At 48.9% G+C, this 25,698-nt stretch carries 25 protein-coding genes, 1 tRNA gene and 1 pseudogene; 10 read left to right on the top strand and 17 right to left on the bottom strand.

The window, feature by feature from the left end; all coding sequences use genetic code 11:
• Positions 1–361: 361 nt before the first annotated feature.
• The 8 genes from glyA to PHH59_RS11305 all read right to left on the bottom strand — a co-directional run bounded on the left by glyA (position 362) and on the right by PHH59_RS11305 (position 7,587).
• Positions 362–1,615: a serine hydroxymethyltransferase gene (gene glyA / locus PHH59_RS11340; RefSeq protein WP_300015852.1), complete on the bottom strand. Its 1,254-nt coding sequence runs from the start codon at positions 1,613–1,615 to the stop codon at positions 362–364.
• 38 nt (positions 1,616–1,653) lie between these two features.
• A complete protein-coding gene (locus tag PHH59_RS11335) occupies positions 1,654–2,343 on the bottom strand; it encodes a hypothetical protein (RefSeq protein WP_300015849.1) in 690 nt (229 codons plus the stop codon).
• 47 nt (positions 2,344–2,390) lie between these two features.
• Complete coding sequence (locus PHH59_RS11330) at positions 2,391–3,722, bottom strand: DUF4147 domain-containing protein (protein ID WP_300015846.1); 1,332 nt, start codon at positions 3,720–3,722, stop codon at positions 2,391–2,393.
• Positions 3,723–3,725: 3 nt separating this feature from the next.
• Positions 3,726–4,583 (bottom strand): NADP-dependent methylenetetrahydromethanopterin/methylenetetrahydrofolate dehydrogenase, encoded by an 858-nt coding sequence (locus PHH59_RS11325; protein WP_300015843.1) that lies wholly within the window; start codon positions 4,581–4,583, stop codon positions 3,726–3,728.
• A gap of 643 nt (positions 4,584–5,226) precedes the next feature.
• A complete protein-coding gene (locus tag PHH59_RS11320; protein WP_300015840.1) occupies positions 5,227–6,267 on the bottom strand; it encodes an NAD(P)H-dependent glycerol-3-phosphate dehydrogenase in 1,041 nt (346 codons plus the stop codon).
• A 5-nt stretch (positions 6,268–6,272) separates the two neighbouring features.
• A complete protein-coding gene (gene secB / locus PHH59_RS11315; RefSeq protein ID WP_300015837.1) occupies positions 6,273–6,740 on the bottom strand; it encodes a protein-export chaperone SecB in 468 nt (155 codons plus the stop codon).
• Between the two features lie 39 nt (positions 6,741–6,779).
• Positions 6,780–7,223, bottom strand: a complete 444-nt coding sequence (locus PHH59_RS11310) for a rhodanese-like domain-containing protein (RefSeq protein ID WP_300015833.1) — start codon at positions 7,221–7,223, stop codon at positions 6,780–6,782.
• Positions 7,224–7,272: 49 nt separating this feature from the next.
• Positions 7,273–7,587, bottom strand: coding sequence for a metalloregulator ArsR/SmtB family transcription factor (locus PHH59_RS11305; protein ID WP_300015830.1), 315 nt, complete (start codon positions 7,585–7,587; stop codon positions 7,273–7,275).
• A 473-nt stretch (positions 7,588–8,060) separates the two neighbouring features.
• Between PHH59_RS11305 and PHH59_RS11300 the strand changes: the two genes are divergently transcribed.
• The 3 genes from PHH59_RS11300 (at position 8,061) to PHH59_RS11290 (ending at position 10,991) form a co-directional block, all read left to right on the top strand.
• A complete protein-coding gene (locus PHH59_RS11300; protein WP_300015827.1) occupies positions 8,061–8,273 on the top strand; it encodes a hypothetical protein in 213 nt (70 codons plus the stop codon).
• Positions 8,274–8,280: 7 nt separating this feature from the next.
• Positions 8,281–9,477, top strand: a complete 1,197-nt coding sequence (locus PHH59_RS11295; protein ID WP_300015824.1) for a peptidoglycan DD-metalloendopeptidase family protein — start codon at positions 8,281–8,283, stop codon at positions 9,475–9,477.
• 206 nt (positions 9,478–9,683) lie between these two features.
• Positions 9,684–10,991, top strand: coding sequence for a S41 family peptidase (locus PHH59_RS11290; RefSeq protein ID WP_300015821.1), 1,308 nt, complete (start codon positions 9,684–9,686; stop codon positions 10,989–10,991).
• Between the two features lie 55 nt (positions 10,992–11,046).
• Here PHH59_RS11290 and PHH59_RS11285 read toward each other — a convergent pair whose 3' ends face one another.
• Positions 11,047–11,502, bottom strand: coding sequence for a DciA family protein (locus PHH59_RS11285; protein WP_300015818.1), 456 nt, complete (start codon positions 11,500–11,502; stop codon positions 11,047–11,049).
• Between the two features lie 86 nt (positions 11,503–11,588).
• On the opposite strand from PHH59_RS11285, the gene mtaB reads away from it, so the two are divergent.
• From mtaB to PHH59_RS11255, 6 genes and pseudogenes are all read left to right on the top strand, one after another.
• Positions 11,589–12,878 (top strand): tRNA (N(6)-L-threonylcarbamoyladenosine(37)-C(2))-methylthiotransferase MtaB, encoded by a 1,290-nt coding sequence (gene mtaB, locus PHH59_RS11280; protein WP_300015815.1) that lies wholly within the window; start codon positions 11,589–11,591, stop codon positions 12,876–12,878.
• A gap of 455 nt (positions 12,879–13,333) precedes the next feature.
• A complete protein-coding gene (locus PHH59_RS11275) occupies positions 13,334–14,725 on the top strand; it encodes a hypothetical protein (protein ID WP_300015812.1) in 1,392 nt (463 codons plus the stop codon).
• A 128-nt stretch (positions 14,726–14,853) separates the two neighbouring features.
• Positions 14,854–15,435, top strand: coding sequence for a DUF3782 domain-containing protein (locus tag PHH59_RS11270; RefSeq protein WP_300015809.1), 582 nt, complete (start codon positions 14,854–14,856; stop codon positions 15,433–15,435).
• A gap of 13 nt (positions 15,436–15,448) precedes the next feature.
• Complete coding sequence (locus tag PHH59_RS11265) at positions 15,449–15,979, top strand: FMN-binding protein (RefSeq protein ID WP_300015806.1); 531 nt, start codon at positions 15,449–15,451, stop codon at positions 15,977–15,979.
• Positions 15,979–16,482 (top strand): hypothetical protein, encoded by a 504-nt coding sequence (locus PHH59_RS11260; protein WP_300015803.1) that lies wholly within the window; start codon positions 15,979–15,981, stop codon positions 16,480–16,482. Before PHH59_RS11265 ends, PHH59_RS11260 begins: the two co-directional genes overlap by 1 nt.
• A 220-nt stretch (positions 16,483–16,702) precedes the next feature.
• Positions 16,703–17,967: pseudogene (locus tag PHH59_RS11255) on the top strand (IS3 family transposase); the annotation flags it as partial.
• Positions 17,968–18,123: 156 nt separating this feature from the next.
• Here the strand turns inward: PHH59_RS11255 and PHH59_RS11250 are convergent.
• The 3 genes from PHH59_RS11250 to ychF form a co-directional block, all read right to left on the bottom strand.
• On the bottom strand, positions 18,124–19,212 hold the full coding sequence (locus PHH59_RS11250; protein ID WP_300015800.1) for a site-specific integrase: 1,089 nt from the start codon (positions 19,210–19,212) through the stop codon (positions 18,124–18,126).
• Between the two features lie 143 nt (positions 19,213–19,355).
• Positions 19,356–19,432 (bottom strand) — tRNA-Met (locus tag PHH59_RS11245).
• Between the two features lie 57 nt (positions 19,433–19,489).
• Positions 19,490–20,581, bottom strand: coding sequence for a redox-regulated ATPase YchF (ychF, locus tag PHH59_RS11240; protein WP_300015797.1), 1,092 nt, complete (start codon positions 20,579–20,581; stop codon positions 19,490–19,492).
• Between the two features lie 239 nt (positions 20,582–20,820).
• Between ychF and PHH59_RS11235 the strand changes: the two genes are divergently transcribed.
• The gene (locus PHH59_RS11235; RefSeq protein ID WP_300015794.1) at positions 20,821–21,279 is read left to right on the top strand and encodes an EVE domain-containing protein; all 459 of its coding nucleotides are present in this window, start codon (positions 20,821–20,823) and stop codon (positions 21,277–21,279) included.
• An 8-nt stretch (positions 21,280–21,287) separates the two neighbouring features.
• On the opposite strand, the gene PHH59_RS11230 is transcribed toward PHH59_RS11235, so the two are convergent.
• The 5 genes from PHH59_RS11230 to folC are packed head-to-tail and all read right to left on the bottom strand — an operon-like array spanning position 21,288 to position 25,694.
• Positions 21,288–21,491 carry a hypothetical protein gene (locus tag PHH59_RS11230; protein WP_300015791.1) on the bottom strand — a complete coding sequence of 68 codons (204 nt, stop codon included), beginning with the start codon at positions 21,489–21,491 and terminating at the stop codon, positions 21,288–21,290.
• Between the two features lie 56 nt (positions 21,492–21,547).
• Positions 21,548–23,056 (bottom strand): amidophosphoribosyltransferase, encoded by a 1,509-nt coding sequence (purF, locus tag PHH59_RS11225; protein ID WP_300015788.1) that lies wholly within the window; start codon positions 23,054–23,056, stop codon positions 21,548–21,550.
• Positions 23,057–23,081: 25 nt separating this feature from the next.
• Entirely contained in the window at positions 23,082–23,573 is a 492-nt protein-coding gene (locus PHH59_RS11220; RefSeq protein WP_300015785.1) for a CvpA family protein, read from the bottom strand.
• Between the two features lie 25 nt (positions 23,574–23,598).
• Complete coding sequence (locus tag PHH59_RS11215) at positions 23,599–24,414, bottom strand: SPOR domain-containing protein (RefSeq protein WP_300015782.1); 816 nt, start codon at positions 24,412–24,414, stop codon at positions 23,599–23,601.
• Positions 24,411–25,694, bottom strand: a complete 1,284-nt coding sequence (folC, locus tag PHH59_RS11210; protein ID WP_300015864.1) for a bifunctional tetrahydrofolate synthase/dihydrofolate synthase — start codon at positions 25,692–25,694, stop codon at positions 24,411–24,413. The genes PHH59_RS11215 and folC overlap by 4 nt, the downstream gene beginning before the upstream one ends.
• Positions 25,695–25,698 lie beyond the last annotated feature (4 nt).

Here is a 25,698-nt window from a genome sequence, read left to right as displayed (position 1 = left end):
ACGGTATTTTTGCCACCCTGTCCGGGGATGGCGGCCGTTTTTGACAAGGGAGCTGGCGTGGCAGTGGGGGCAGTAGGTCATCGGGGCAAAAAGTAGCAATTTTAGACCGTTTGCCCCACCTTTGTAGGCTCTGCTTTAACCGCTTGCTTTTTTGCAAATCATTCCGATTGCAGGACTACCTATATTTTTTCATGTCCAATTTGTCACGGATTTCTGACTGCCATTGTTCGCACAAGTGGGGCAAACAGACGACGGCAAAACGCTTGATCGGCGTTCCAATAATCCTTTATGCCCTTTTGAAAATATCAAATGGTATGTTGCCCAGGGCATAAAGTATTTTTAAGTTATTCAATATTATGAATTACCCATAAACCGGAAATCTGGCGCAAAGATGTCCAACCTGTTCACGCACCGCCGCAATCACGCTTTCATCTTCCAGATTGTCCATCACATCGCACATCATATTGGCGATTTCAGTCACTTCGGCTTCTTTAAAACCGCGGGTGGTTGGCGCGGGGGTGCCGACGCGGATGCCGCTAGTCACAAACGGCGATTGCGGGTCGTTCGGCACGGCGTTTTTGTTGACGGTGATGTGGGCGCGGCCTAGGGCGGCATCGGCGGCTTTGCCGGTGATGCCTTTGGCGATGAGCGAAACCAGCATCAAATGGTCGTCAGTGCCGCCGGAGACGACATCGAACCCGCGTGACATAAACACTTTCGCCATTGCCTGGGCGTTAAGGATGACTTGTTGCTGGTAGGTTTTAAATTCCGGTTCCATCGCTTCTTTAAACGCCACAGCTTTGGCGGCGATGACGTGCATGGACGGGCCGCCTTGGATGCCTGGGAAAATGTTCGAGTCGATTTTTTTTTCTAAGTCCGGGTTGCTTTTGCAGACGATCAAGCCGCCGCGTGGACCACGCAAAGATTTGTGGGTGGTACTGGTGACGGCATCGGCGAAGGGCACGGGGTTGGGATAAACGCCCGCAGCAATCAAGCCTGCAACATGCGCCATATCAACGACCAAATAGGCGCCGACTAAATCGGCGATGTCACGGAAACGTTGCCAATCCCACACTCTGGAATACGCGGAGAAGCCCGCCATAATCACTTTGGGTTTGTGTTCCAAGGCCAGGGCTTCGACTTGCGCGTAATTGATTTCGCTAGTTTCGGGGTCTAAGCCATATTGCACGGCGTGGTACAATTTGCCGGAGAAATTGGGTTTCGCGCCGTGGGTCAAGTGGCCGCCATCGGCCAGGCTTAAGCCCAGTAACGTCTCGCCCGGCTGCATCATCGCCATTAACACCGCCATATTGGCTTGTGAGCCGGAATGTGCCTGGACGTTGGCGTAATCGGCGCCGAACAGGGCTTTGGCGCGGTCTATCGCCAGTTGCTCGACCTTATCGACAAATTCGCAGCCGCCGTAATAGCGTTTGCCGGGGTAGCCCTCGGCGTATTTGTTGGTCAGTTGTGATCCCAAGGCTTGCATCACCCGTGGACTGGCGTAATTTTCCGAGGCGATCAGTTCGATGTGGTCTTCCTGACGTTGGCGTTCTTCTTCCATTGCGGTAAATAATTCATCGTCAAAGCCTTGAATGGTCATGGATTGGTTAAACATTGTATCTCCGTATCTCTTAAGGGTGTAGTGGTTCCAGGCTACCAAGTTTTGGCCTGAAAGTGTGGATCATTGCGTATGGTCAAGTGGTCGCCTGTTTGGGCGATGACGAACAGGCCTTGCCGGTAAGCGTATTGGGCGACATTGTCGGGGATGACCATGCCAGTGACCGCTCCAAGAACACGTTTGTTGGCATAGCTGGGCAACAGCCGTTTGATTTTTGCCAAACGGTGAAGATGGTCGTTGATGTCGTCAATGCTTAAGCTGCTTTTGCATTCGATGGCGATGATGTCGGTGTCGTTGACCACCAATAAATCAATTTCTATGCCTTCGCCACCGCGTTGCGAGCTGATGTTTTGGTGGACTTCGTGGACATCGATGCCGCGCTCGCGGAACAGCCGCACCGCCGCCGGACGCACCATTTCTTCTACAAAATCACCGAGCTTATTGCCCAAACGGCCTATGCTTTCATTGACTTGTTTGATTTTTTCTTGGAATTGCCTATCCGATTCCTGCATTTTTAAGCTGGTTTCCTGGCTAGTCTCTTTTATGATCCGCTCGGTTTCTTGGTTGGACTCTTTTATGATCCGTTCGGTTTCTTGGAATTTTCGGTCGGTTTCTTGGAATTTAAGATCAGTTTCTTGAAACCTTCGGGCGGTTTCTTTAAATATTTGATCGGTCTCCTGAAACAATTTCCAAATATCTTCAAGTGTGGGTTGGGAGTAAGACATCGTGAAACCTCAAAATTAACGGTTTATATGTAATCAGTTTACGCTTATCAGGGTACAAGCAGCAGTATTTGCAAATCGGCGACATTGGTGCCGGTCGCGCCAGTTTCCAGTAAGTCGCCTGAGGATTTCAAGGCGTGGTAAGAATCGTTGTTCGCCAGCATCGCCACCGGATCGTATTTAGCTATCATACGGTTTATCGTGCCAGCGTCAACCAAGCCACCCGCTGCATCGGTGGGGCCGTCGCGTCCGTCCGTGCCACCGCTTAAGAATGCCCATGTTCCTTCCAGGCTTTGTTGATGTGCCGCCAACGCAAAGGCCAAGGCCATTTCCTGATTACGCCCGCCACATCCGTTGCCTTGCAGGCTTACCGTGGTTTCACCACCAGCCAATAAGGCCACGGGTTGCCGGATCGCTTTGGCATCAGCCACCCATTGTTCGGCGACGATACGGGCTTCCCCGCATAAATATTCATTGTAAAGCCGGGTTTGATAGCCCAGTTCCTGTACGGTTTTTAGCATCGCCTTGACGCTGATCATATTGCTGCCAATCAAGGTCTGCGTGGTGGTGTGAAAAATTTTATCATCTGCTTTCGGCGTTTCCGGTGCTTTGCCGAGTTCGCCTAGCTGGAGATGATTCTGCACAGATGTAGGGGTTTTGTCCCAAATCCGCTTGCTTTTTAAGATGGCGATTGCATCCGCATAAGTTGTGGGATCGGGCACGGTCGGGCCGCTGGCAATCGCGCTCAGGTCATCACCCAACACGTCCGACAAAATCAGCGCGTGGACATCGGCGGGATAGGCCAATTTCGCCAAACCGCCGCCTTTAATTTGCGACAAATGTTTGCGTACACAGTTGATTTCATTGATCGTCGCGCCGCAAGCCAACAATTCATAAGTGGTGGCGATTTTTTCTTCGAGTGTAATTGATGCGACAGGGCAGGGGATCAATGCCGAGCCGCCGCCACTGACCAGCACTAATACCAGCTCGCCTTGTCGGGCGAGGCTGGCGATTGCGGCAATGCGTTGTGCGGCTTGAAAGCCCGCCGCATCGGGTAACGGATGACCTGCGCCCAGCACCTCAATGCCATCTAACGCCGTGACATTTTCATAATTGGTCACAGCAAAGGAACTTGCCAACAAATGTGGCGGGATGCTTTCTTGCGCGGCTTTTGCCATAGCACAAGCAGCTTTGCCAAAGGCGACCAGGTGGATTTTTGTCCAGCGGCGGGCGCGGGTGTTGCCGTCGTTCAGGCGGATGTCCAGCAACACACCGTCAGAGTACAGGCAGTGTTTGACGGCTTGGTAAGGATCGGCTGCGGTGATACCGGCATGGAATATCGCCAAAGCATCTTGCCGTAATTTTGATATTAAGGCATCCATTTTTTAGGCCATTTCTTTAGCCAAGGCAAAGATGTTTTCGGCATCAAAAACCTGTTGATTGTTTTCGAACAATTTGGCGATACAGGCGCGGTGCAAGGCCAGTTTCAATGCGCCAAAACCAATCGCGCCCCAGATAATTTTGCCGTGCCGTTCCACGCCTTTGTCCATCATGTCCGTACCGCCAATGCCCAGCGGCGGCGTGGCGTTGGCATCGGCGATCATTTCCAGGTTCGGGTTGCCTTGCCAATGTTCGGGCTTGAGCAATTCGACGCCAGCGGCTCCGGTTGCCAGCACGATATTTGCGTGTTCAATCGCCGCCGCCCGGTCTTCTTGGTCAAACGCCACTACCGGTGTCAATTCAACGCCAAAGCGTGTGTGCATATTGTCACAAGCTTGCTCTGCCCGTGCCAGAGTCCGTGCGGTTAAAGACACTTTCGCACCTTCTTGCGCCAGCATTACGGCGGCGCGTTGTCCAACCGGCCCGGTTCCCGCCAGCACGACGGCTTTTTTTCCTGCCAACGGGCCGCTAGAAGCCAGTTTGGCGACTGCCGCAGCGGCAGTGGTGTTGCTGCCGTTGCTGTCGAGCATCACGGACACTTGAAAACCAGGGAAAAAATAGCTTTGCACCGCCGTAAACAGGGCTTGTCCAGCAACCATGTCGCTGCCGCCGACAAAAATGGCGGTATTTTTTTTGTCCTTAGGGGCGCGGGTAAAAATCGTGCCTTCGACCAGCGGCTTGATGTTTTCCGGTGTCAGTCCACCGTAACCCGCCACATGATCGGCGCCACCGTCATAGCCCACCACGGTATCAAACACGGACGGGTGCAAATCGGTGTCGAACTGGAATAGCAGCTTCTTCATGAGTTACCTGATAGATTGAAGTTTATTTTGTGTTTTATTATACGCGACATGGCGGCTGCTTCGCGATTGCTTGTCATGGTGGCTTGAGCATCGCCGCATAGGGCGGCTTGGCGCATCTTGCCAGTTTTGACTAGACCGATGTCCACGGCTGATGGCGGGTTGCCCATAGGCGTGTAGGATCCCCTTCTTAACCACTATAAGTATCTACACAAGTTTTATTGGCCGTCATTCCGGTCAACCCTCGCTACGCTCTCCCTGCCGGAATGACGGTGTTCAAGACTTGTGTAGATACCTATGGCAATGGCAGGTAAACTTCAGCGGCGATTTCCCGCTTCCCCATAGCCTTTCACCGTTGGGATTAAGCAAGGAGATGGCGCTGGTGTGGCTGGATTTGCCGCCCATCGACCGCCGCATTAGGCCATAAAGCAGCAATGACGTGACGCCGAGCGGGAAGTCTCTTCTGGTGGGGGCGGGATCAGGTGGCATGACGGCGGCTTGCTTGGATGATTAACATCGTAAGCCGGAATAAGCCAGTTCGAGCGATAGCAAGAACTGGTGTTTCCGGCAAACATCCGCTCCCAATACTGGAAACACCACCCTGCGCTACGCACGGGTGGTCTTATTTATGCCCCAATTCCGCAATTCAATATTGGCTGGCGATTAATGTTGGTTGCTCCGGTTGCAAGGGCAATTCAGGTTTGACTTCCCGCGACAATAAATTTTGTACGGCGATGAGCGGGTCCAGGCCTTCGTATAATACCTTGTAGGTTTGTTCGGTGATTGGCATGTCGATGGCGTGTTTTTTCGCCAACAAATAGGTTTGCTTGGCGGCGGAAACCCCTTCGATTTCTTGACCGATTTCTTCGATGGCTTGTGCCCGGTTTTTGCCTCTGCCTAAAGCCAAACCGAGCCGTCTGTTTCGGGATTGGTCGTCGGTGCAGGTCAACACCAAATCACCAAGGCCCGCCAGACCCATCAGGGTTTCTTGCTTGCCGCCGAGTTCCACGCCTAAGCGGATGATTTCGGTAAGTCCGCGGGTAATTAAGGCGGCACGGGTGTTGGCGCCGAAGCCCAAGCCATCGGCAATGCCAGCGGCGATAGCCAGGACATTTTTTACCGCACCGCCAACTTCTACGCCAATCAAATCGGAACTGGTGTAGGTGCGGAAACGCCCGCTATGGAAAATATCCGCGAGTTGGTTGGCAAAATCAATCTGCAAAGAGGCGATGGTGATTGCCGTGGGCAAATCTGCGGCGACTTCGCTGGCAAACGATGGCCCGGAGATGATGGCGGCCGGTGTGGTTTTGGAAAAAATTTCGGCGACGGTTTCATGCAGCAATGAACCATCATCGGTGTTAAAACCTTTGGTCGCCCAGGCAATTTTTATGTCTTCGGCAAGATAAGGTTTGAGTGCGAGCAACGTGGTTTTGAACGCATGGCTGGGGACGCAGACCAACAGCACGTCGCCAAAGTTGGCGATGTCGCTTAATTGTGCGGTTATCGTGAGCGGTTCAGGGAAGGGGAGGCCGGGCAGGTAGCGTTGGTTTTGCCTATCATGGGCTAATGCCGCGACATGCGCGGCATTATGTCCCCATAACAACGTCTGGCAGCCGTTTCTAGCGGCTAGGATAGCCAAGGCGGTGCCCCAGGAGCCCGCCCCTAGGATGGCTATACGTTTGTCCATTCAGTTTAGTTGATAGTGCCTGTGCCGGGGGCTTGTTGCAGTTGTTGCACATGTTGGGCGTATAAAGCATCAAAATTGACGGGAGCCAACAACAATTGCGGAAAACCGCCACGGGTGACGAGGTCGGAAATAGCTTCCCGTGCATAAGGGAACAGGATGTTGGGGCAAAAACTGCCCATCATGGGGCCCATTTCTTGTTCGTTGAAGCCGCCCAAGGCAAAAATACCGGCCTGGTTGACTTCGACCAAATAAGCGGTCATCTCGGCACATTTTACGGTGATGGTGACTTTGAGGGTGACTTCAAACAGGTTTTGTTCCAAAGGCGAAACATTGGTTGCCAGATTGAAATCGACCGCAGGTTCCCATTTAGCGGTAAAAACGGCAGGAGTATTGGGGGTTTCAAATGACAAGTCTTTTGTGTAAATTTTTTGGATAGAAAATTGTTTTTCTACGGTGTTGTTTTCTTCGGACATGGTAGGTAGCTTGGTTGAGTGATAAAAAGGGTTGGTTAATTAGGCTTTCTTTTTCTTGCTGATTTTAACGGGTAATTTGTAGTCGTTTTCCCAGGCCGCCATGCCGCCTGCGATTACATACACTTGCTCAAAACCGGCCTTGGTCAATTGTCTTCCGGCGGTGGCCGAACGGGTTCCCGTTTGGCAAGCGATCAACAACGGGGTTTTCTTGTAAGCTTCAAGTTTGGGCAGATGCTCGGCAAATTTGCTCAAGGGGGTGTTCAGTGCGTTTTCAATATGGCTTTCGACGAATTCCAACGGTTCACGGACATCAATGATGACCGTGTCCATTTCGTTCATTTTGGCAACGGCGAGCAACGGGGTGATCGAGGCGAACTTTTTAAAGGCGGTTTCAAAAAAATCCTGTATTAACAGATAAGTTACAACGATCAGGGCAAGCGATAAGATGTAGTGGTTTATAGCGAATTCTATGTAACGGTCCATGAGGTCTCGTTGGTTTTTGGGTTTGGTTAGGTTGTAATTGGGTGGTGTATCAGTGTTTGGAGCAAAACACATCCCGCATCATTCCAATAAGCTGGATCATGCGTTCATCGTCGATGTAGTAATAAACACGGTTGGCTTCTTTTTTTGAGCCAAGGATGTTTTTTTCCCTCAAAATTGATAAATGTTGCGAAATATTGCTTTGGCTAGTGCCAACTTGTTCGACAATGTCTTGTACGCTAATCGAATTTTTTCCCAGAATGCACAATATTTTGAGCCGTAAAGGATGGGACATGGCTTTAAGACAGCGGGCCGCTTTGGTGATGTCGGCATCATCGTATAAAATGTGTTCTATGTTAGTATCCATACAGATAGTTGTTGTCTTAAGATAATGATTTCTTTTTAAAAAGAAAGCATTGGGAATATCGATACGGATTGGTTAATACCTGATAAGGGATACCCTAAGGTAAGCAATGTGTATTAATATGACAATTACTTAATGATCTAGTAGGTATTTCTCAAACTGCACAGCTCAATTGATACAATAGCCACAAGCTTTGCAAAATGATACCTTATTTTTTTACATTTTGGGTAACGGATAATGTCTTAGGCCGTATTGAATGTGTGTCGAATTTGTTCTTGCACAGTACACCCGATACTACTGTGCAAGAACAAATTCGACACACATACGCCTATTCAATAAGTTATTAATCATTTCATAAGTGCTTGCCGAAATGATTTGAGTGAGGATTTGCTCGGCTTTTGTGCAAGCGCTTATGAAACGATTAATATGATCGCCCACAACCCCCGTTTTATTCTAGTGCCAGGAGACTTTAAACTATGTTGAATCGACCGAAGCCTTTAATGCCGCTGGTCCTTGATGGATTTGGTTTTACATCGGAACAAAACAATAACGCCATTGCGATGCTTGGCATACCGTGTTGGGGGCGGTTGCAAGAGGGTTGCCCCATTTGGGCATCGACTATGCTGGCTATTTTAGGTGTCGGCCAACCGCTTGTAATGACAAGAAAACCTTTGCTTAAAGCTGCATAATTGGAGAATGAAAAATCCAATAGTTTGGAGTTTATTGCTCAGTATTTGGCTACAGCATGCCCTTGCTGTTGATCAGGCGGGTACTGGCCAGCAACAAGGGCAGTATGATGATCAACGTAGCGTTGATTCCTCCATCCAGGAGCCATCTTCCCATCTGCCACAGGACAATTTGGAACAACTGTTGGCTGACGTTGAAAAACGTTACGGGGAAACAGCCTTTGAGTTACGTTCTTTAGAGCGACAAATTGATCAAAAACGCCGTAATATCGACAAAATCGAGCTTGACATCCTCAAAAAACAGCGTGCCATTGCCAAAGAGCGGAAGGATTTGACAGGGCAAGTCAAGGCCGCTTATCAAATGGGACAACAGGAAGAATTAAAGTTGCTTTTGAATCAGCAAGATCCAGCCCTTTCCAGCCGAATGATGATATATTACAGCTATATCAACAAGGCGCGTATGGCAAAGATCGCCCAATTGGAAGAGTCAATTGCCGATTTGGAGCAATTGAATAAACAGCGGCAAACCGAAACCGTATTGCTGGAGCAAAATATCCAACAGAAAAAATTGCAGCAATCAGCCCTTAACGAAGTCAGGAAACAGCGTAATGAATTATTGGCGGACACCGCTGCCACATCCTATGAAGAACAACTCCGTTACTTGGCGGAAAGCGAAAACAAATTACGGAACCTAATTGCCTCATTGCCGCAGGAACTGGGCATCAAAACGGATCCCGTTCCGATAGCCACCACAGCAGAGCCTGGCAGTGATGAGGAAGCTGCACACAACGAGGATTTTCCAGATCTGCAAGGCAGTTTTGACAGTTTGAAAGGTAAATTGCGTTGGCCGGTACAAGGCAAGCTGGTGCGGAATTTTAATAATCTGCAAACCGAAGGCATGCAAAGCGGTGTCTTGATTGAAGCGAAAGAAGGGCTTGATGTCCATGCCGTGGCGGCTGGCAAAGTGACGTTTGCCGACTGGATGCGCAGCTACGGTTATCTGGTCATTATTGATCATGGTGACGGCTATATGAGTTTGTATGCTTTTAACCAAAGCCTTAACAAGCAGGTGAATGACACGGTGAAAGCAGGGGAAGTCATCGCTACTGTAGGGCAAAGTGGCGGGCGCAGTCGGCCTGGCTTGTATTTTGGCATACGCAAAAAAGCCGTTCCGGTTAATCCAACGCTTTGGTGCCGAAGTGACTGACACACGCCATTAACTGTTAATTGTTTCATAAGTGCTTGCATTTGAAACAATTAATAATCTTATTGAACGGGTGTTAATTTTCCCATAAGTCCTTGCCTTAGTTTTATAGGAGATCGTGCAAGAACTTATGGGAAAATTAATAGTATCAAAATTATTGCTCAGATTGATGAGTGTAGACCAATAGAGGATTTGGAGTTTTAAGACACATGCTAAAAAAGAAAAATGTATTGATCTTGTCGCTAGGCATCATATTAGGTGTCGTTGTAGGAAATTGTGGCAGTGTCTTTGCCGAAAAAGATAGCGGGGAACCGGTATCGGATACCCTGCCTTTTGAGGATTTGCGGACGTTCACGGAAATTTTCGGGCGTATTAAACGCGATTATGTCGAGCCGGTTTCTGATAAGAAATTGCTCGAAGATGCGATCCGAGGCATGTTAAGCGGGCTCGATCCTCATTCGGCTTATCTCGTTGCCGATGAGTATCAGGAATTAAAAGAAGGCACAACAGGACAGTTTGGCGGTTTGGGCATAGAAGTCACGATGGAAAACGGCTTTATCAAAGTCGTTTCGCCGATTGATGACACGCCTGCGCAAAAAGCCGGGTTAAAAGCCGGTGATTTGATCGTCAAGCTCGATGATAAACCTGTTAAAGGCATGTCTTTGGGGGATGCGGTCAAAATGATGCGCGGTGAGCCAGGCAGCAAGATTTTGCTTACGGTGGTTCGTGAAGGTGCAGAAACGCCGCTGAAATTCACCATTGCCCGTGACATTATCAAAGTCAAAAGCGTCAAAAATAAGATGCTGGATAAAGGCTATGGTTATGTGCGCATCAGCAGCTTCCAATCTGGCACTGGTGATAATCTGGAAGAATCACTTGCCGCATTGAAAAAAGAGAACGGTGGCAATCTGAAAGGTTTGGTGTTGGATTTAAGAAACAATCCAGGCGGTGTTTTGGATGCGGCGGTAAAAGTCAGTGACGCGTTTTTGACTAACGGGTTGATTGTTTACACTGAAGGCCGTATTGAAAATTCAGAAATGCGCTTTAATGCCGCACCGGATGATTTGATTGATGGTGCGCCGATTGTCGTGTTGATCAATGCCGGTTCGGCATCGGCTTCTGAAATTGTTGCTGGAGCGTTGCAAGACCATAAACGTGCCATCATCATGGGGGAAAAGTCCTTTGGTAAAGGTTCCGTACAAACTATTTTGCCGACCACCAATGGCGCGGCTATTAAGTTGACGACTGCACGTTATTTCACGCCTTCCGGTCGCTCTATCCAAGCAGAAGGTATTGAACCCGACATTGGCTTGGCGAGGGTGAAGCTGGAATCTCTTGAAAAATCAGATTTTACTCCGGTGAAAGAAGCGGATTTGTCAGGACATTTGCAAAATAACAAAGGCAAGGCCAACACATTACTTGATGATAAAGCCAAAGAAGATTTGGATGTAAAAGATTATGCCTTATCCGAAGCTTTGAATTTATTAAAAGGCATTAGTATCATGAAAGCCAGATAATCTTTTCTCTGCTCCTCAAATACCGGAAGCTAAAAACTTCCGGTTTCTGTTTTTGTCAATCCTGATCAGCAAGCCTGGTCAAAGTCGAATTTAAGCGTTGCAAGGCTTGCTTTAAATTTGCGTCGCTGACACTTTGGCTTTGTTTGCGCATGATTTCTATCGTTGCTGTCGAAGGAATGTTGGCTTTACGCATAGGGCGAAAGTTGATTCCGGTGATTTCAGTGAGAATTTTAATTTGCACTTTTTGCACCGACTCTTTGCTTACCGGAGCAATATTCCCCAGTATTGCCTGTGTGTAAAAGCGCAATTGTGTAGCCCAAACTGCCGAATCGGTATAAAGCAACAAGGTGTTGTTGCTGATTAGACAATGGCAAGCATGTTTTGCCAGATTTTCCGGTAAACTTTTGCGGACTTGTTGCAATAGCTGCCCTTGCTGTTCGATCTGGCTAGCATAATAGCCAAGCATTCGGTTCTGATAGGACAGCGGAATATGGAATGAGGTCTTTAACATAACAATTCGGTTTAATAACTCAATCAGGTATTGGATTCATTATAACCATTTACCGTCTTAATATCGTTTATCAGTTTTTAAAATCCATGTTAGTACATCTTAAAACCCTGGGTTGCCGTCTTAATGAGGCGGAGCTGGAAACTTGGGCGCAGGCCTTCCAAAAATCAGGTCATCAAATCACCCGGCTAGCCGAAGCCGCCAATTTGGTGGTCATCAACTCCTGCGCCGTCACTCAGGATGCCGCCCGTAAATCCCGCAACCTGATCCGGCGCGTACACCGGGACAACCCACAAGCCAAATTAGTGGTCAGCGGTTGTTATGCGACCTTAAATCCAGACGAGGCCGCGTCATTGATGGGCGTTGATCTGGTGGTCGGCAACCAAGACAAAAACCAATTGGTCGAAAAAGTACTGGCTGAATTGACGATGGAAACCATGCCCACCATGTCCACCGAACCGGGGGAGACCTCTTTGTTCACCCGTGGCCGTCAACGCGCGTTTGTCAAAGTGCAGGACGGTTGCCGCTACCGTTGTACATTTTGTATCGTTACCGTTGCCAGAGGCGAAGAATCCAGTCGTACTGTGCAGGCGGTCGTCGATGAAATCAACGCCTTACACGCCCAAGGCATTACCGAGGTGATACTCACCGGCGTACATCTGGGCGGATATGGCAGTGATTTGGGCATTAACCTAGTGGATTTGATCCATGCCATCTTAGAACAAACGTCGATTCCAAGATTACGCCTAGGTTCTCTGGAGCCTTGGGAATTTACCGACGGCTTTTTCGCACTGTTCCAAAATCCCCGTGTCATGCCGCATCTGCATCTACCACTGCAAAGCGGTTCCGATAGTGTGTTAAGGCGTATGGCGCGGCGTTGCAAAACCGAAGAATTTGCCGCAATTGCTGGACAATTACGTAGCCAAATCCCACATTTCAACATCACCACCGACATCATAGTCGGCTTCCCTGGCGAGACCGAGCAGGAATGGCAAGACAGCGTTGCGTTTATCAAGCGGATCGGGTTTGGTCATATCCACATCTTTACATATTCAAAACGCGAAGGCACCAAAGCCGCCAGCTTGCCTAATCAAATCAGTAACGAAATCAAAAAACAACGTAGCCTGCAATTGCATGGATTGGCTAAGGATCTGAGGCAACAATTTTGCCTCGCCAATATTGGCGAAACCTTTCCCGTATTATGGGAGGCCTACAGCGAACCGCATTCGGAAACTCAACAACGGGTATTCGGCTACACCCCAAATTATCTCAAGATAGGGTGTGTGGTCAATAACGATGAATCCTTGGAAAATCAGACGCGCAACGCCAAGCTGACAGCCATTGACGAACAATTTGTATCGGCTGATTTGGTGGAATAAACAACTAAATAACTGGGGTCAGGTACAAATTAAATATCTGATGTTACGCAGCCCCTCCCAAAAAGCGTAACATTTTAGGATGGATAAAGAAAAAACAGAACTCTACTTTGATAGAAAACTACAATCCGCATGAAATAAGGCTTTTCGCAGAAAATAAAATTTTTTCAACAATTAACGGTTACATAAATTAACGGTTACATAGCCAACATAAAACCAACCATTTCGCCACGCGGGCCAAGCTGTTTATAAAAGCGAACCAGATGGCGTATGAAGAGTTGCAGAAATTACGGGCTGCGTAACATCAGTTATTCAGTTATTTAGATACTTATGCCTTAATTGACATAATTACCGTTCCCGCAAAGTACTTAAATTACAAATAAGAATCATTTGCATCTTCTTGCGTGTTTCAATATAATCCTTAACAAATCATTTTAACTGTAAGTAAAGGACGAACAATGAAACTTAAACATACGCTCATATTAACCACATTGGCAACTTTAAGCAGTCAGGCCAATGCCCTGGAAAAACCTAAAACGATGGAGGAAATGTGGAAAATTATCGAAGCCCAGCAACAGCAAATAGATGCGATGAAAACGCAAATGAAAACAGCAATACCGACGCAAGCCGCTACAACCCAAGGCAGTGCCACGGTGCAAACTTTAGAACGAAAAACCAATGTGCTTAGTCAGGAAGTTGAAAAATTGCGCACTAATTTAACTATCCCTGAAGAAGCAAAATACAAAAGTGCTTACGGTTTAGGCCCTGCGGCCTCCAAGGTTTACCAAGTTGGTAAAGGCTTGTCGATAGGCGGTTATGGTGAAGCCATTTATCAGGACTATGTGGGCGATAAAAAGGAAGAAGACAAAAACAATGCGGATTTGGAGCGCGTCGTGCTATACGCCGGTTACAAATTTACTGACCGCATCTTATTCAACAGTGAGATTGAATTTGAACACGCAAGCTCAGGTGAGGGCGATGAATTAAAAGGTGAAGTGGGTGTGGAGTTCGCCGCATTGGACTTTTTCATAGACCCATTAGCCAATATCCGCACGGGGTTGGTGTTAATGCCCATGGGCTTTATCAACCAGATCCATGAGCCGCCGTTCTTCTATGGTAACCACCGACCAGAAGTCGAGCAACGCATCATCCCCAGCACATGGCGGGAAATGGGCGTAGGTTTGTTTGGGCAAATCACCCCTAGTTTGACTTACACTACCTATCTGGTGAATGGCTTGGATGCGTCAGGATTCCAATCCAGCGGCATTAAAGAAGGGCGTGGGGGGGGGAGCCAAGCGAAAGCCGAAGATTTCGGCTATGTCGGACGCATGGACTACACCCCTACCGCCCTGCCGGGCATGACTTTGGGCGGTTCGGTTTTTGTCGGCAATTCAGGCCAAAACCAAAGCTTTGCCGGACAAAAAGCCGATGTGTTCACCCAGCTTTACGAAGGGCATGTGCAATGGAAATACCGTGGCTTGGAATTCCGTACCCTTGGTTCCTGGGGGCACATTGATAACGCCGGCATCCTCAGCGCGGCGGCGGGACAAACCATCGGCTCATCCAATTACGGCTGGTACAGCGAAGTGGGTTACGATATTTTCCCTTTATTCAGGCCAGATACCCTCCAATACCTAGCCCCATTTTTCCGTTATGAAAGGTTCGACACCATCGCCACCGCACCAACAGGCTATAGCGATGACGGCACTCAAGATCAACGGATTTACCAGTTCGGCTTGCAATACAAACCCATCCCGAACGTTGTCATCAAGGCCGATTACCGCAACCGCACGGCGAGACAAGGCACGGTGCCGGATGACTTTAACCTGGGCTTCGGTTTCATTTTCTAACAACGGCCCGTCGCTAGGCCATGACGGTTTGCTGATAAAGGGGATGTGCTTGGATAACTGCACAGGGGACGTGCGGATTTGTTAGAATAGCCGCCATATTCCTCTTTTTTTAACGGGAGTCCTCAATTATGACCGACGATGATTTAAAACAACTGGTTGCAAGCTTGGCTGTCGCCCAACAAGAAACTGATAAACAGTTAAGGGAAACTGACAAGCAATTACGGCAAACGGACAAACAGTTACGCGAAACCGACAAACAACTCAAAGAACTCGGTAAACAGATCGGTGGCCTAGGCAAAAAATTTGGCAGTTTCACCGAAGGCTTGGCCTTGCCTTCCATGACCAAAATCCTCAAAAAACGTTTCCAGATGGAAGTTGTCAGCCCCAGCGTACGCGTCAGCAAACATGGCGTGGAACTGGAAATTGACGTGCTGGCCTATGCCAACAGCCAAATCAATGAAGCTTACGTTGTTGAAGTCAAAAGCCATTTGCGCGATGAAGCCATCACCCAATTGCAAAACCTACTAAGCAAATTTAAGCAGTTGTTTCCTGAACATCAAGATAAGAAAATCTACGGCATCATTGCCGCCGTCGACATGTCCGATGCAATCAAACAACGTGTACTTAACGCCGGATTTTACGTTGCCCGCATCCATGATGATACTTTTAGCCTCGAAACCCCTGCTGATTTTAAAGCCACTTGTTTTTAGCCATCGACCCTACATGAAACTAATCGTATTTATCTTATTTGTCATGGTTTCCGTGACCAGTTTCGCCACCGTTTTTTACAGCAAAACAGAAGCGATGGAATTGGCGTTTGGTAAAAACGCCAGCGTGGAGAACCTATCGTTGTTTCCCGACGATAAAGAAACTGCCGCCATCCAAGCACTTGCCAAAACCCCGTTGGAATCAGGGATGTTCACCTTTTATGTCGGCAAAGAAAACGGAAAAATCACCGCTTATGCCGCCATCGAAACAAGCACTGTCCGCACCAAACCGGAAACCCTGATGATCGTGCTCACCCCCGAAGGTGAACTGCGCAATGTCCACACCCTCGCTTTCCACGAACCGCCTGAATACCAACCCTCGGCACAATGGTATGAAAAATTGGCTAGACATTCCCTTGCCGATATGGAGCTTAATAAAGGCGTGGACGGCGTTTCCGGCGCAACCCTCAGCACCCGTTCGGCACTGTCCAGCATCCGCAAAGTCATGGCGGTTTATCAAATCATGATCAAACAGAAGGGCAACTGATGCGTTTTTTTGTCACTGGCGAACAACAGCGCAAGGCATTAATCAACGCTTTGGTCTTGATGTTTTTAGGCTATATCGTGCTGCTTTGGTTGAGCAACGGCCTGATGTATTTCCATCGCATGGACTTAACGCCGGAATCCGTAGTTGCCTATTATCTGGGATCTGAAGAACAATTCACCCAGCCACGCAGTTATGAGGGTATGTTGGAAGTGTCCCATTTCCACTTATTTTCAATGGGCATGTTGGTGTTGACCCTCACGCACCTGATGCTCATGACCGAATTCCCGGTACGGCTGAAAATATGGATCAGCGGGTTCACTTACCTCTCAGCTATTGGCGATGAAGCGGGCGGCTGGTTGGTACGCTTTGTCCACCCCAACTTCGCCTATTTTAAAATTGCCGCCTTCCTGCTCCTGGAGTTTTCCCTGGCGACCTTGCTGATCGTGGTGATTGTGTCGTTGATTCGTGCGAGGATGCGGTTGCTGTCAAACGATACTGAGTAATTGTTTAGTCCCGCACTCTACTATTTCGAAGCATCACCCACTGCGTTAAAACGAAGCCGCCGAACCTTGATAAAACAACAGAATTCCAAAATAGCCTAAGGTCAGATCATGTCATTTGACTGACTTTTTAGGCTATTATTTGGAGTTATACTCTGTATAGTGGACCCCGAAATCCAGACAGTAGTTTAAGCCATACTCTGATCCAAAATTGAGACAGAAAATGAGTGAAAGCAAACGCAAGGTATTTACGGGAACCCAAAAAGCCAAGGTTGCCCTAGAAGCGATCAAAGGCATGGGGTACACCCGAAGGTGAGTCAATGGAAAAAAGAGCTACTGGAAAATGCCGGCAGCTTGTTTGAAGGTAAACGAGGGCCCAAAGTGGCCGACGCACAGAGCGGCCCTGACCGGTTATACGCCAAGATTGGGCAGTTGGATATGGAGCTGGATTGGCTTATACCCTCTGTACCCTCTGGGGCATAAAGGGCACAAGAAAAAAAGTCTGGGCTCAGCCTTTAACTGAACGCCAGAGTTGGATAGAACCCAATGATGCGGTTGCATTATCAACGCAATGCAGGCTTCTTAAGGTCACACGTCCAGTCGTTTATGAGCAGAACAAGCGTTTGTTGAAAGCGCCGGATCAGGATGAGCTCGTGTTATTGCGCTTGTTGGATGAAGAGTACACGCGACCCCCGTCGCCTAAAGCGCCTACTGTTGGTTTATGGTTCACGCCGTATGAAGGAATACCTGAGTGAATGCGGCTATAGCGTCAACCGCAAGCGGGTGCAGAAACTCATACCCTCAGGGCACAAGTGCAAAAACTGGGCTTGGTCGGCATGTCCCCCGGCCCGAATACCCGCAAACCGCATCCGCAGCACAAGGTTTACCCCTACCTGCCGGCGTTGAGATTACCCGGCCCAATCAGGTCTGGAGCACTGGCATCACTTATATCCGGCTGCCGCGCGGATTTGTTTATCTGGCCGCGATCATCGACTGGTACAGCCGCACCAACAGTAGGCGCTTTAGGCGAGGTGCTGTCATGGCGGCTGTCGAATACGATGGATGCCGGATTTTGCGTGGACTGTTTGGAAGAGGCCATCACGCTGTATGGCACACCGGCCATTTTCAACACCGACCAAGGCGCCCAGTTTACCAGCGATGCCTTTACCGGTGTGTTACTGAAGAACAACATCACCATCAGCATGGACAGATATTTGCTCCTGCAATATCTGCATTCCCCACATCCTTGTGGGTCATGGGCGAGGCCGGGCATTGGATAATATTTTTGTCGAACGCTTGTGGCGGACCGTGAAATATGAAGAAGTGTATTTAAAGCAGCACGGCAACCTGCCGGACTTGTTGATGGGATTGACGCAGTACTTCCAATTCTATAACCAGGAACGCCGGCATCAATCACTGGCTTACAAAACGCCCGATGAAGTCTATAAAACGGCTATCGGCGGCGGTGCAAAGATTGTGGATAAATTTAAGGATACGGGTGAGGCATCAGAACCCGTACAACAAAATCGGGACGGCGCCGTTCAGCTGGAGTGCGAATTGAGTTCTATCTTAACACAGGTGTTTTTTGTCTGGGTTTTGGGGGCCACTTTATTCGCCCCGTCGGGCTAGGCTTAGCTAATTCAATTATACGCGGTACTTCAAAACCTTTTGCATGACCTCTTCGGCTATTTTTTGCTTGTGCTTCACCGATAAATGCGTATAGCGTTTGGTGGTCTGTAAGTCCTTATGCCCTGCCAGTTCGGCGATTTCCGCCAAGGTTGCGCCGTGCATCGCCAATGAAGAACAAAAGTCATGCCGTAAGGAATGGAAGACAAAATCTTGCACCTTGGCTTCGTCCAAAGCTTTTTGCCAATGTTTCTTGAATTCAAACGGCTGGTCCGGCTTTAGCTGGGAAGGGAACACCAAGGCCGCGCCCACGCCCCGAAAGCGTTTTATTTCGGTTAGTGTGGGTGCAGGAATGGGGCAAACGCGCGGTTCACCGTTTTTGGTGTCATGCAGGAAGGCTAGGCCGTTGTCAAAGTCAATATCCGCCCAAGTGAGCCGTAATAGCTCTGATTTCCTCATGCCCGTGGTCATCGCCATCATTACCAGCAAATACAAGCGAGGCCATTCGGATTTTTGACAGGCATCAAGCAACCTTTCCCATTCCACGTCCGATAAATAGCGCACACGACCTCTAGGCATGGGTAAGCTTGATGTTTTTTTTACAGGGTTTAGCGTGATATAGCCTTGTTTAAAGGCATAGTTGAAGATAGCAGACAACACCGCACGATAACGGTTTACGGTGGTATTGCAACGGGTTTTATTGATAGTTTTGGTAGTGCCGGCGGTTTTGCCCCGACCATTGCCTATTTTGCATTTTTCGGACTGCAAGGTATTTAAGGCGGCTCTGATCTTATCGGCGTTGACTTCATCAAGTTGGTATTGCCCAAATTGGTTAGACCAATACAATACCCGTCTTTGTTGGTTAATGAAGTCTTTACCATGCCATTGCAGAACGTATTCTTTAACCAGTTCTGAAAAAGTCATTTTTGCGCCTTTGCTGCCATAGGCATCAATAGCGTTTTGGTCTGACTCTATGCGGTCAGCCCAAATTTTCGCATCGGTTTTTCTAGGGAAGGTTTTTGATTTAATCTGGACGCCAAAGCGATCCTTGATTATTGCTTTGTAAACGACACCGGATTGGCGTTGTATTTTTCGGATGGTTGCCATAAGTAAAAACTCCAATCCAGCAAGGTGCTGGACAGATTCGCATTAACAACCGACATGATGCCCTATTTGGTGCCCTGCCGGAATGATTGCGTGTTTTTTACCGATAGCTTTCTGAAAAAATCCTTATTTTTCAGTTTGTTATGTGGTGGTGATAGGTGGATTTGAACCACCGACCTGAGGGTTATGAATCCTCCGCTCTAACCAACTGAGCTATATCACCATGCTTTGGAAGAATCTCGAAAAGAGCCGATTATTGTAATTGTGTGATATTTTTATGTCAAACATTAAATCTAAAATGTACGACATCGCCGTCTTTGACAATATAATCTTTGCCTTCAAGCCGCCATTTTCCGGCATCTTTCGCGCCTTGTTCGCCTTTGTAAGTGACGAAATCTTCATAAGAAATCACTTCGGCACGGATGAAGCCTTTTTCAAAGTCACTGTGGATCACGCCAGCGGCTTGTGGGGCGGAGGCGCCGACGGGGATGGTCCAGGCGCGGACTTCTTTCACCCCGGCGGTGAAGTAGGTCGCCAAATCCAATAGCTCGTAACCCGCCCTAACGACACGGTTCAGGCCGGGTTCGTCCTGCCCTAAGTCATCGAGGAATTCTTTGCGTTCGTCTTCGTCCAGCAAAGCGATTTCGGCTTCTATCGCGGCACAAATTGGCACGACACGGGCGTTTTCTTTTGCCGCCAGTGCCATCACTTTTTCCAGCAAAGGGTTATTTTCAAAACCATCATCCTGGACATTGGCGATATACATGGTCGGTTTCAGCGTCATCAGGCATAAATCCCGAATCAGGGCTTTTTCATCGGCATCCAAATTCAAACCACGCGCGGGTTCACCCGCTTCGAGTTGTTTCAACACCTGCTCCAACACGCCTTTTTTTGCCACATCGTCTTTGCTGCCAGATTTTGCCATTTTGCTGACGCGTAACAAAGCCCGTTCCACCGAGGCCATATCGGCTAAGGCCAATTCGGTATTGATGGTTTCTATGTCGGAAATCGGGTCAACTTTACCAGCGACATGGACGACATTTTCATCATGGAAACAGCGCACGACATGGGCAATCGCATCAGTTTCGCGGATATTGGCGAGGAATTTATTGCCCAGACCTTCACCCTTGGATGCACCGGCGACCAAGCCGGCAATATCGACAAACTCAATCGTCGTCGGAAAAGTGCGTTCCGGTTTGACGATTTCCGCCAATTTGTCGATCCTCATGTCTGGTACGGGAACTACGCCGACATTGGGGTCTATCGTGCAGAAAGGGTAATTTTCGGCGGCGATTTTTGCGCGGGTCAGGGCGTTGAATAAAGTTGACTTGCCTACGTTGGGTAAACCCACGATTCCACAATACAGTGCCATAGTAATTTTTTAGATAATCGGTTAAGTTAGGGGGAGGGTGCAGAAAACCCCGCATTATACAAGCTATCGCCTGAATCCACACGGCAAAACGCGGATTTCTTGCGTTGGCATTGATTTATTAATCGTTTCATAAGCGCTTGCACAAAAGATGGGTAAATCCTCGCTCAAATCATTTCGGCAAGCATTTATGAAACGATTAATAACCTATTGAACACACATACATGACGAACAGGACAAACATGAATTATTGGCTAATGAAATCTGAACCTGACGCGTTCAGCATCAGTGATTTGGCTAACCGGCCCGGACAGACCGAGCCTTGGGACGGTGTGCGCAATTATCAGGCGCGGAATATGATGCGCGATGCCATGAAATTAGGCGACCAGATATTCTTTTACCATTCCAACTGCGCCGAGCCTGGCATCGTCGGCATTATGGAAGTGGCGAAGGAGGGTTATCCCGATACATCGGCATTTGATCCCGATGACAAGCATTTCGATCCCAAAACTGACCCCGCCAATCCACGCTGGATGAGGGTGGATGTGAAATATACCAGGACCTTGTCACGCACCATCACCTTGCAAGAGCTGAAATTAAAACCGGAATTAAGCGATCTGGCCTTGGTCAGGCGCGGCAACCGCCTGTCGATCATGCCGGTTAGCGAGGCACAATGGCATTTTATCTTGGCCTTGGAATAGGCGGTGGGTTAGTCTTTGAGTTTCGGTTGTTGGCCTTGCCCATAGCTTTCGTATGACTGGGTGGCTGAATCATAACACCGTGCCCGTTGTGCATTGTCGGCGATTTTGGTGCATTCGTTCAGACGTGCACCTTGGGCGGCGTTGTAAACATTTTCGGCGGCACAGCCCTGGAGTAGGGCAAAAATCAGGGTGGTTAGGGTTAGTTTTGGCATGGGCTAGTCCTGGGTAAGATGTTTGTTTGCATTAGCTTTTGAAAAGTCGTCTGGCATCAATCACAATTCTGCATTTCCACAATAAAATTCTCGGAGTTGCGTTGGTTTTGCGCGTCATCGTTACGCAAGGCTTCTATGCGTTCGAGATAATCGTCATCAATATCGCCCGTGATATATTCGTGGCTGAAGCAGGAGGTGTCAAAGTGTTGGATGTCGGGATTGCCTTTGCCGACGGCGGCGATTAGGTCTGCCAAATCTTGGTAGATCAGGCGGTCTGCGCCGATGGCGGTACAGACTTCTTCTTCGGTGCGGTTGTGGGCGATCAGTTCATTGGCGGCGGGCATGTCGATGCCGTAGACGTTCGGGTAACGCACCGGGGGGGCGGCGGAGGCGAAATAGACTTTTCTGGCACCGGCATCCCTAGCCATCTGGATGATTTGTTCGGAAGTCGTGCCCCGGACCACTGAATCATCGACTAGCAGCACATTTTTGCCTTCAAATTCCAGGCCGATGGCGTTGAGTTTTTGGCGGACGGATTTCTCGCGCATCTTTTGTCCGGGCATGATGAAGGTGCGGCCTATATAACGGTTTTTGATGAAGCCTTCGCGGAATTTTACGCCCAGGATATAAGCCATTTGCAGGGCGGCGGTGCGGCTGGTGTCGGGTATGGGTATCACCACGTCAATGTCATTATCGGCCCATTCTTTTTGGATTTTTTCAGCCAGTTTTGTACCCATACGCAAACGGGCTTTATAGACCGAAATATTGTCAATGATCGAATCGGGGCGGGCGAAATAGACGTATTCGAAAATACACGGGCAATGGTCGGTTTTTTCGGCGCATTGTTGGCTATGTAAAACCCCGGATTCTTCGATAAAAACGGCTTCGCCCGCAGCAATGTCGCGGATGAGTTCAAAGCCCAGCACGTCCAGGGCGACGCTTTCGGAAGCGATCATAAATTCCGGGCCGTCTTTGCTTTGCCGTTGTCCGAAGACGACGGGCCGGATGCCGTTGGGGTCGCGGAAACCCAGGATGCCAAAACCGGCGATCATGATGACGACGGCATACGCGCCACGGCAACGCCTATGCACGCCGGCGACGGCTGCAAAAACATCGCTGACGCTTAAGCGCAGTTTGCCTAGGCTTTGCAATTCGTGGGCAAACACATTCAACAGCACTTCGGAGTCAGAATCGGTGTTGATATGGCGTTGGTCTTGGACAAACAACGCTTCCTTCAACTCTTCGGTGTTGGTCAAATTGCCGTTATGCGCCAAGGTCAAGCCGAATGGCGAGTTGACATAAAACGGTTGCGCTTCGGCGGAACCGGTGCAGCCGGCCGTTGGGTAACGGACATGGGCTATGCCCATATTGCCCCGCAGCTTCATCATCTGGGTATTGGTGAAGACATCACGGGTCAAGCCAGTATCTTTACGCAAATGTAAACGACCATTTTCGCAGGTGACGATGCCCGCCGCATCCTGCCCACGATGTTGCAGGACAGTCAGCGCGTCATAGAGTTCTTGATTAACAGCTTGATGCGAAACAATAGCGGCAATACCACACATTTTTTTACGACCTGATGTTTAAGTGTTAGCGATAATGGACGGTGTCCAGTAAATCTGATGGTACATGACCCTGGAGCCATAATGCGATAGTTTGGAAAGGCGGCAAGAATTTAGCTTCTTTCCACCACGGCGAATGGGGTAAATCGGATAATCCGGCGAGGATGACTATCGCGGTCAACAAAACACAAGCCTGCACCATCCCTAAAAACATACCGCCGAAACGGTCAAGTAGCGTTAATTGGGAGTTTTTGAGCAATTTCCCCAGCAAAAAACGGATCACCCTGCCCAATAACACGGTGATTAGATATAAAGCAATAAACGCGACGGCTAGCCTGGCGGCATTGCCCTTGATTGACGGCGGTAAAAAAAACGCCATTTCACGGCTGAAACCTAAACCAACAAAAAGGGCGATAAATCCGCATAATAAGAAAAAGGCTTGTTGGCTATACCCTCTTATTGCGCCGACGATAGCGGTGATAGCCACCAGTCCGGCCATAGCAAAATCTATCCAGATCATAGGGCGGTAAATTTATTTTTCGGCATTATTCAGCGACAAGAATCGCTTTGATATTCTGTTGGTCCAGTTTGCTTTTCATTGCCGCCGCGCGTTGTTTGTCCAATTCCGGCCCGACTCGAAGTCGATATAAAGGGCCTTTACCTGTCTGGATGGTTTCCAGCAAGACGGGCATACCTAGCTTGCGTAAGGTCTCGGACAGTGTCACGGCATTTTCTTTTTTGCTGAAACTACCCGCTTGAAGGTAGTAACGCGATAAATTGCCGGCGGTTTTTTCGGGTTTCACCGTTTTGATTTTTGCGGGGGTGGCCGTTTTTGTGGCCGGGGTAGGCGTTGGCGTTACGGGTTTCGATTTTTTTGGGGTTTTGACGGGTTCCGGTTTCGCTTCGTGGCTAGGTGTGGGTTTTTTTTTAAGCGGTTTTTTGACTTCCCTGACTTCACCAGTATCCAGACTTGCCGCTGGTGCAGGTGGTACGCCATTGTTGTCGGGTTCTTCATCAGGATGGGCGGCATCGGGCAGCCCACCTTCATCACCTGGAGCTTCAGGATCCGCCATATCTTCAGCGGACGGCTCCTGATCGGATGGCGGCGTCATTTCCATTTCTGCAAGGTTATCGGGTGTTTCGATGGTCTCATCCGGCAATGGCGCAATGTCTTCAGGATTACGCGGCAGTTTGCTTACCGAGTCATCGACCGTGATGGCGGGTTCTTCCGGGATCACCAGTTCGCTGACGACTTGACCACTGTTGTCAACAGGATCTTCAAATAACATGGGTATAAAAATAGCCGCCAGCGCAGTCACGACAATGGCACCAATAATCCGTTGTGTTAGTTCTTGATTCATGTGGTCAACTCGCTTTTCTCAAATTCGTTCAAACAATCAGACACCAAAAAGAAGGAGCCAAAAACCAATAGCACATCACCCGGTTGTGCCTGGTTTTTTGCCGCATTAAACGCATCGGCAAAACCTTTAAAGCCAAAGCATACCTTGCTCGCCGGACTTTGTAAAAAAATCTCGCGCATTGCGGTTTCGCTTATCGCCCGATGATTTGCCAGGGGTACAAAAAACCAGTCATCCACGACAGGATCCATGATTTCTAAAACACCTGCGATATTTTTGTCTTTCATCATCGAAAACACGGCATGGACTCGCCGTTCCGGGAAGTACTCCGCCAGATAATCCGCCAAGGTATTGACAGCTTCCGGGTTATGGCCGACATCGACAATTATCGGATTGTCTCCAGGAAAAAGCTGGAAACGCCCCTTCAAGCCGGCAGTTTCCAAACCCTGCCTGATCGCTGTTTCACTGACGGGCAAGCTACCAGACAATAGTTCCACGGCTAAAATAGCTGAAGAGGCATTGCGGTATTGATGTTCGCCTTTTAACGCGGGTTCGGGCAAATCGAAATGATGTTTTTCGCCGCCATGCCAGTCCCACGTCGGCAGGTGTTTTTTATAGTAAAAATCCTTGTTGATACCGTGGGGCAGGGCATTTTTTTCGTGTGCGGTTGCCATGACAGATTCCGGCGGATTCGGGTCGCCGACAATAGCGGGCGTCGCCGCCCGAAAAATTCCGGCTTTTTCCCGTCCGATGGCTTCCCGTGTATCGCCCAGCCAGTACACATGGTCAATACCAATGCTGGTGATCAAGGCAATATCGGGATCGACAATATTGACGGCATCTAGCCGCCCGCCTAAACCGACTTCCAGTAATTGAATATCCAGTTCCGAACGCCAGAATATGTCCAAGGCAGCGAGTGTGCCAAATTCAAAATAACTCAGGGAATGGTTGTCACGCACGGATTCTATGCGGGCGAACGCTTCGCAAATCAGTTCGTCAGATACGGGTTCGCCAGCGATTTTGATGCGCTCATTATATTTGATAATGTGCGGCGAGGTGTATGATCCGACCCGATAGCCCTGTGCCTTATAAATGGCTTCAAGATAGGCGACGCAAGAACCTTTGCCATTGGTCCCGGCAACGGTAATCGTCAATGGCTTATGATGCCGGGGATTAAGCGCATCGTAAACCGCAGCAACCCGCTCCAGGCCTAAGTCTATCGCTAGGGGGTGTAAACCTTCTTGCCAACGCAACCAGCCTGGTAATGAGTCAAAATACATTATCAAA

The sequence above is a fragment of the Methylovulum sp. genome (assembly GCF_028687615.1).
Taxonomy (GTDB): Bacteria; Pseudomonadota; Gammaproteobacteria; order Methylococcales; family Methylomonadaceae; genus Methylovulum.
This window is presented reverse-complemented; position numbering and strand designations above follow the sequence as displayed.